Here is a 5,884-nt window from a genome sequence, read left to right as displayed (position 1 = left end):
GACCCTGGTGCGACCTTCCCTTCCGCCTCACCCATGAGCGCATCGGTGAGCTGATCGGCACCACCCGCGTCACCACCACCCGCCTGATCTCCCGCATCCGCGCCGCCGACCTGCTCCAGGTCCCCAGCGGCGAGACCAGCCTGCGCCTGGCGCCGGCCCTGGTCGACGGTGCTCCCCTGGCGGCGGCCTGACGCCCTCTTTTCTTCTCTCTTTCCCTTCCCTTTCCTTCGCTCCCATGGCCCCCTCCCTCGGCAGCCTTCCCGGCGCCCCCGCTCCGATCAGCGTCCGCGGTCCCCAGCCCCAGACCAAGAAGAAGGGCTGCCGCCAGAAGAAATGCTCCAAGTGGAAAGGCGGCAAGTGCTGCTGTGGACGCGACTGAGATCGCGCTGTACCAGGAGCCCCGGCTCAGCCGGGGCTTTTTTTGTTCCCGTTCAGCCAGGCCCCGTTCAGCCGGGCTGCTTCAGCCGCCGCCCCGCTCGCGCCGTTCCAGGCTCGGCATCAGGGCGATCGAGGCGGCCAGTCCCAGCGCCAGGATCAGCAGCGCCGGAAACAGGGCCGCCCCCACCCGCTCGTCACTGGCGTACTGGTAGACCCGCACTGAGAGGGTGTCGAAGTCGAAGGGGCGCAGGGAGAAGGTGAGGGGCAGCTCCTTCACCACGTCGACGAAGACGAGCAAGCCCCCCACCAGCAGCGGACCGCGCAGCAGCGGCAGGTGGATGCGACGCAGCACGGCCAGCCAGCCGCAGCCCAGGCTGGTGGCCGATTCGTCCAGGCTGGGGGGAATCTGCTCGAACGAGGCGTCCAGTCCCTGCTTCGAGACGGCCATGAACCGATCGGCGTAACCCCAGAGCAGCAGCAGCAGGGGGCTGAGCTGCAGCGGCCCGCCGATCAGCATCAGGGCCAGGGCCAGCACGGTGCCCGGCACGGCGTAGCCCATGCCGGCGAAGAAGGTGAGCCGGCCCAGCAGCCGGTTGGCCAGCCAGCGACGGCTGATGGCCAGCACCAGGGCCGCCAAGACGGTAAGCACGGCGGCGACCAGGGCCAGCCCCAGGCTGCGCAGCGTCAGGGCCAGCAGCTCCTCGAGCGGGTCGCTCTGCAGGTGGTCCCGGCTCGCCACCAGCCAGGTGAGGGGCAGCCCCAGGCTGATGACGGGCGGCAGCACGGTGAGCAGCTGGGCCAGCAGGCGGCGCCAGCCCTCCAGCGACCACTGCAACGTGCCGGCATCGCCCTGGCCCAGGTTCCAGCGGCGGCTGCGCTGGCGCATCCAGCGTTCGGTCCCCACCAGCAGGCTGACCAACACCAGGGCGATCAGGGCCAGCGCCACGGCCCCCGGCAGGTCGCCCTCGGCCTGCCAGCGCTGCAGGATCCCCCGCGACAGGGTGGGCACCCCCAGCAGCTCCACGGCGCCGAGCTCATTGACCACCTCCATGCCGCTGAGGGCGACACCGGCGCCGATGGAGGGCAGCGCCAGGGGCAGGGCGACCCGCCGGAAGCTGCCCCAGGGGCCCACCCCGAGGCTGCGGCAGGCCTCCAGCTGGCGCTGGCCGCTGCCGGAGAAGCTCTCGGTGGAGAGCAGGAAGACATAGCTGTAGGTGGTGAGGCTGAGCAGCAGCACGGCCCAGCCGATGCCATGAACGCGAAAGCCCCAGCGGCTGCCGAGGTCCACCAGAACGGCGGCGAGCACGAAGGCCGGTGCCGCCAGGGGAAGCACCTGGGCCAGCCGCAGCCAGCGGCGTCCCGGGAAGCGGCAGCAGGCAGTGAGCCAGCCGTTGGCGGTGCCGAGCAGGGCCCCGATCAGGCCGACGCCCACCACCAGCACCAGGGTGTTGGTCAGCTGCTCGAAGCCTTCGGCCCCCAGCAGCAGGCTGCCGGAGCCGGCATCGCGCACCGCGAAGCCGGCCAGGGCCAGGAACGGCAGCACAGCCAGGGCGCAGACCGCCAGAACGGCCGCCGCCAGGGAGGCCCGCCGCAGGGGCGGGCCCGTCCGGGTGGCGACTGCCCGCTGCGCCGTTGCCGCTGTCGCCATCCGGTGTTCCTACTTCCAGCCGTTCGATTCCATCATCTGGGTGGCGGCCCGGCTCTTGGATCCGATCTGCTCCACCGAGACGCCATCGGCCCGGAAGGTGCCGAACCGCTTCAGGATCGGATTGTCACCGAAGCCCTTGAGCGGGTACTCGTTGTTGGCTTCGGCGTAGCCGCGGCCGCCGGTGGGGGAGGCCAGAAACTCGATCAGCCGGATCGCCGCCTGGGGATTTCTGGCGTGGCGGGTGACGCCGGCGCCGGTGATGTTGACGTGGGCGGGATTGAGGTAGACCACCCGCAGCTGTTCGGCCAGCTGCTTGTCCTGGGCACCGCCTTCCCCGGAGAGCATGCGGGCGATGTAGTAAGTGTTCACCACGCCCACACCGCACTCGCCGCGGGCGACGGCCCGGGCCAGGGGGGTGTCGGAGGTGAAGAAGGGCTGGCTGACGTTGGCCACCATGCCCCGGATCCAGGTGCGGGTGGCGGCGTCACCGTTGAGGATCATGCGGCTGGCCACCAGGGACTGGTTGTAGGAGCTTTTGCGCTCCCGCAGGCAGAGCTTGCCCTTGAGGGCCGGCTTGGCCAGATCGGCGTAGGTGCGGATCGTGGCGGGATTCACCAGCTTCGGGTTCACCACGATGGCGCGCACCCGGCGGGTGAGGCCGTACCAGCGGCCCTGGGAATCACGCAGGTTGGCGGGCACGTCCCGCTGCAGGGCTGCCGAACGCGTGGGCCGGAACAGACCCTGGTCGGTGGCGGCATCGAGGCGGGCGGCATCGACGAGCACGAGCACATCGGCGGGGCTGTTCTTGCCCTCACTCTTGAGGCGCTCCAGCAGGGCGTCGTCCTTGGCTTCCAGCACGTTCACCTTGATGCCGGTGCGGGCGGTGAACTGGCGGTAGAGCTCCTTGTCGGTGTTGTAGTGGCGACCGGAGTAGACACCGATGGTGGTGCCGGCCTGGGCGATGGCGGGAGCGTTGGTCTGCGACTGGCCGATGGCCGGCTGGTCACCGCCGCCGAAGACGGTGATCAGGGAGGCGGCCAGGGCCGCGGAGCCGCCGACAGGCAGCAGGAAACGACGACGGAGGAACCTGGACGTGGGCATCGGGGCAGAACGGATGTCTGCCGGGACCCTATGAACGCTCCCCAGGGGTGGACGGAACAAACGACGCGAAGCCACGTATCAATGCTTACGTGGCTGGCCATCACTCCGGTGGTTGGCGCTCAGTAGGAGCTGGACCGGCGCACGGGGATCAGGGCGGGCTGCATCAGACCGCCGCCACCGTTGTCGTCGTCGGAATCCATCGCCATCCACAGCACCAGACCGAGAAGGGCGAGCACGCCCGTCATCAGAAGGAACTCGGTCATGGGAGCAGTACGTAGAGCGTCACCCTAGCGGCGCCAGCCGGTGATTCCGTAGTGGATGCAGCACAACGGGCCGGCGGTTTGCCGATCAGGCGAAGCCCTTGCCCGCCTCGCCGGCCACGCAGGCCTGGAGCTGCTGGCGCAGGCGCTTGTGGTCGAGATCCTTGCCGATCAGCACCAGCTGGTTCTTGCGCTCCCCCGGCCAGTCGCTGTCGTCGATGGAGAAGCGTTTGCCCGCCAGGTGGAACACGTGGCGACGCTCGCTTTCGTTGAACCAGAGGATGCCCTTGGCCCGGAAGATCCCCGCTGGCATCTGGTTGTCGAGGAAGTTCTGGAACTTGCGCAGGGAGAGGGGGCCGTCGCTGCTGAAGGACAGGGAGGTGAACCCCTCGATGGCCTGGTGGTCGGCATGGCCGCCATGGTCATGGGCGTGATCGTGGTGATGGCCGTGATCGTGATCATGGGCGTGGTCATGGCCCGCCGCCGCCGGTTCGTGCTCGCAGTGGCCGTGGTCGTGGTCGCAGTGGCTGTGGTCCTCGGCCCCGTGGTCATGGCCGTGGGCGTGGTGTTCGCCCGCGGCGGGAGCCTGCTGCTCGGCCACCACCCTGTCGCTCTCGAACAGGCCCACGCTCAGCAGCAGGGGCAGGGGCACCTCGCCCTTCACCGAGCGCAGGATGCGGGCCTCGTTCTTGATCGCCCGCAGCTCGGCCTCCAGCTGCTCCAGCCGCTCCTCGCTGACCAGATCGCACTTGTTGAGCAGGATCATGTCGCCGTAGACGATCTGGGAGCGGCCCACCTCCCCCTGCAGCGTCTCGGCGCCGAAGTTCTCCGCGTCCACCAGGGTGATGATCGAATCGAGCCGGGTGAGGTCGCGCAGGTCGCTGCCGAGGAAGGTCATGGCCACGGGCAGGGGATCGGCCAGCCCGGTGGTCTCCACCACCAGGTAATCGACGGGTTCGGGGCGCTCCAGCACCCGGTAGACGGCCTCCAGCAGCTCGCCGTTGATCGAGCAGCAGATGCAGCCGTTGCTCAGCTCCACCATGTCGTCGGCGGTGGCCACGATCAGCTCGTTGTCGATGCCGATCTCGCCGAACTCATTGACCAGCACGGCGGTCTTGAGGCCCTGCTGGTTGCTGAGGATGTGGTTGAGCAGGGTGGTCTTGCCCGCCCCGAGGAAGCCGGTGAGGATCGTCACCGGCACGGCGATGGGCCGGGCCTCCGTCGCCGCTTCCGTCGCCGCCTCCGGCGTCGGGGCGTCCAGTTTCGTGCTGGTCATGGCCGGAAGGGGAACCGCTGTGCTGATTCTGCCGGCGCGCACACCCCACCAGCACCGCCGCGGCTGTTGGAATGGCAGTCTCCGAACCTGGCCCATGACCCCCAGCGAAGCCTTCGCCGCCATCGGCCTTGCCGCGGTGGCCTGCGACGGCGCCCTCGACGGCGATGAGGCCGCCATGCTGCGCCAGCTGCTGGAGGTGCGCTCGCCCTACGGCAATCTCGGCGAAGCGGTGATGGGGGCGATGTTCGACGGCCTGCTGGGGCGGCTGCGCAGCGGCGGCTGGGAACAGCTGCTGATCGAGGCCGCGCCGGTGCTGAGCGAACCCCAGCAGGAGACGGCCTATGCGATGGCGGCCCTGCTGGTGCACACGAATCGCAGCTTCAAGCCCGTGGAGCAGGCGATGCTGCAGCGCCTGGTGGAACTGATCAGCGTGCCGGCGGAGCGCTGCGCCCAGATCCTCGATGTGATGGCGGTGCTGCACCGCGACAGCCTCAAGGCCTGAAGCCCACAGACCTCAGGAGCGGGTGCCCCGGCAGCGGCCGCAGAGCCCGAAGAATTCGAGGGTGTGGTACATGGGCAGGAAGTCGCCCAGCTCCTCCCCCGGCAGGTGCAGGCCGTGCACCGGGCAGTGGGGCAGAACCATGGTGGCGCCGCAGTCGACACAGGTGAGGTGGTGCTCGTCGCGCTCGGTCGGGGCGTAGAGGGCCTCGCCGCTGGGCAGGTGGCGGCAGCGCACGAGACCCCGCTGCTGCAGCTGGCGCAGGTGGCGGTAGACGGTGGCCAGCCCCATGGCGGAGGGGCCGCCCCGCAGGCGGGCGTGGAGATCCTGGCCGCTCAGTTCGCCGTCGGCGTCGCGCAGTTCCGCCAGCAGGGAGGCCTGGCGTGGCGGGAGATCGGGGGCGGAAGGGGCCTGCATGATTCCGTTTCTACCCTGCCGGCAGCCAGATGGCCTGGAGGGCCTCCTGGGGCAGGGGCTGGAGGGTGAGGCTGGAGGCCTCGATCAGCACCGCCCGGGGGGCCGCCGGCGGTGCTCCCGGGCGGTCTCCCAGGGGGCGCAGCACCAGGGCCAGCCGGTCGCTGGTGGGGTCGTAGCTGAGGCCGGTGCCGGGTTCGAGCTCCCAGCCGGCCAGGCGCCGCGAGGCCAGCACGCTGCCGCGCCGGTCGAGGGTCACCAGGGTGAGGGACGGGCGGCCCACCCCTTCGATCAGCAGCGCCCAGATC

General features: G+C 70.0%; 8 protein-coding genes and 1 pseudogene. 3 read left to right on the top strand and 6 right to left on the bottom strand.

The window, feature by feature from the left end; translation table 11 throughout:
* Both VB737_RS14355 and VB737_RS14350 read left to right on the top strand, forming a co-directional pair.
* A partial coding sequence (locus VB737_RS14355; RefSeq protein ID WP_500310462.1) for a helix-turn-helix domain-containing protein occupies nucleotides 1-191 on the top strand: 191 nt, incomplete at its 5' end.
* Between the two features lie 44 nt (nucleotides 192-235).
* Nucleotides 236-379: a hypothetical protein gene (locus VB737_RS14350; RefSeq protein WP_500313951.1), complete on the top strand. Its 144-nt coding sequence runs from the start codon at nucleotides 236-238 to the stop codon at nucleotides 377-379.
* Nucleotides 380-460: 81 nt separating this feature from the next.
* Here VB737_RS14350 and VB737_RS14345 read toward each other — a convergent pair whose 3' ends face one another.
* The 4 genes from VB737_RS14345 to VB737_RS14330 all read right to left on the bottom strand — a co-directional run bounded on the left by VB737_RS14345 (nucleotide 461) and on the right by VB737_RS14330 (nucleotide 4,663).
* Nucleotides 461-2,026, bottom strand: coding sequence for an ABC transporter permease (locus VB737_RS14345; protein ID WP_500313950.1), 1,566 nt, complete (start codon nucleotides 2,024-2,026; stop codon nucleotides 461-463).
* Between the two features lie 9 nt (nucleotides 2,027-2,035).
* Entirely contained in the window at nucleotides 2,036-3,127 is a 1,092-nt protein-coding gene (locus VB737_RS14340; protein WP_500313949.1) for an extracellular solute-binding protein, read from the bottom strand.
* A 119-nt stretch (nucleotides 3,128-3,246) separates the two neighbouring features.
* On the bottom strand, nucleotides 3,247-3,390 hold the full coding sequence (locus VB737_RS14335; RefSeq protein WP_190612594.1) for a hypothetical protein: 144 nt from the start codon (nucleotides 3,388-3,390) through the stop codon (nucleotides 3,247-3,249).
* Between the two features lie 85 nt (nucleotides 3,391-3,475).
* Nucleotides 3,476-4,663 carry a CobW family GTP-binding protein gene (locus VB737_RS14330; protein WP_500313948.1) on the bottom strand — a complete coding sequence of 396 codons (1,188 nt, stop codon included), beginning with the start codon at nucleotides 4,661-4,663 and terminating at the stop codon, nucleotides 3,476-3,478.
* A 94-nt stretch (nucleotides 4,664-4,757) separates the two neighbouring features.
* Between VB737_RS14330 and VB737_RS14325 the strand changes: the two genes are divergently transcribed.
* Nucleotides 4,758-5,165 carry a tellurite resistance TerB family protein gene (locus VB737_RS14325; RefSeq protein ID WP_500313947.1) on the top strand — a complete coding sequence of 136 codons (408 nt, stop codon included), beginning with the start codon at nucleotides 4,758-4,760 and terminating at the stop codon, nucleotides 5,163-5,165.
* A gap of 12 nt (nucleotides 5,166-5,177) precedes the next feature.
* On the opposite strand, the gene VB737_RS14320 is transcribed toward VB737_RS14325, so the two are convergent.
* A complete protein-coding gene (locus VB737_RS14320) occupies nucleotides 5,178-5,579 on the bottom strand; it encodes a Fur family transcriptional regulator (protein ID WP_323306738.1) in 402 nt (133 codons plus the stop codon).
* A gap of 10 nt (nucleotides 5,580-5,589) precedes the next feature.
* Nucleotides 5,590-5,884 (bottom strand): annotated as a pseudogene (locus VB737_RS14315) (hypothetical protein); the annotation flags it as partial.

Origin of the sequence: Synechococcus sp. BA-120 BA3 (genome assembly GCF_034931285.1) — a bacterium.
In the GTDB taxonomy this organism is placed as follows: domain Bacteria; phylum Cyanobacteriota; class Cyanobacteriia; order PCC-6307; family Cyanobiaceae; genus Cyanobium.
This window is presented reverse-complemented; position numbering and strand designations above follow the sequence as displayed.

Bases quoted from the DNA above. Each gene is read 5' to 3' on its own strand.
- VB737_RS14350 (WP_500313951.1), top strand. From the start codon at position 236: ATGGCCCCCTCCCTCGGCAGCCTTCCCGGCGCCCCCGCTCCGATCAGC.
- VB737_RS14345 (WP_500313950.1), bottom strand. From the start codon at position 2,026: ATGGCGACAGCGGCAACGGCGCAGCGGGCAGTCGCCACCCGGACGGGC.
- VB737_RS14340 (WP_500313949.1), bottom strand. From the start codon at position 3,127: ATGCCCACGTCCAGGTTCCTCCGTCGTCGTTTCCTGCTGCCTGTCGGC.
- VB737_RS14335 (WP_190612594.1), bottom strand. From the start codon at position 3,390: ATGACCGAGTTCCTTCTGATGACGGGCGTGCTCGCCCTTCTCGGTCTG.
- VB737_RS14330 (WP_500313948.1), bottom strand. From the start codon at position 4,663: ATGACCAGCACGAAACTGGACGCCCCGACGCCGGAGGCGGCGACGGAA.
- VB737_RS14325 (WP_500313947.1), top strand. From the start codon at position 4,758: ATGACCCCCAGCGAAGCCTTCGCCGCCATCGGCCTTGCCGCGGTGGCC.
- VB737_RS14320 (WP_323306738.1), bottom strand. From the start codon at position 5,579: ATGCAGGCCCCTTCCGCCCCCGATCTCCCGCCACGCCAGGCCTCCCTG.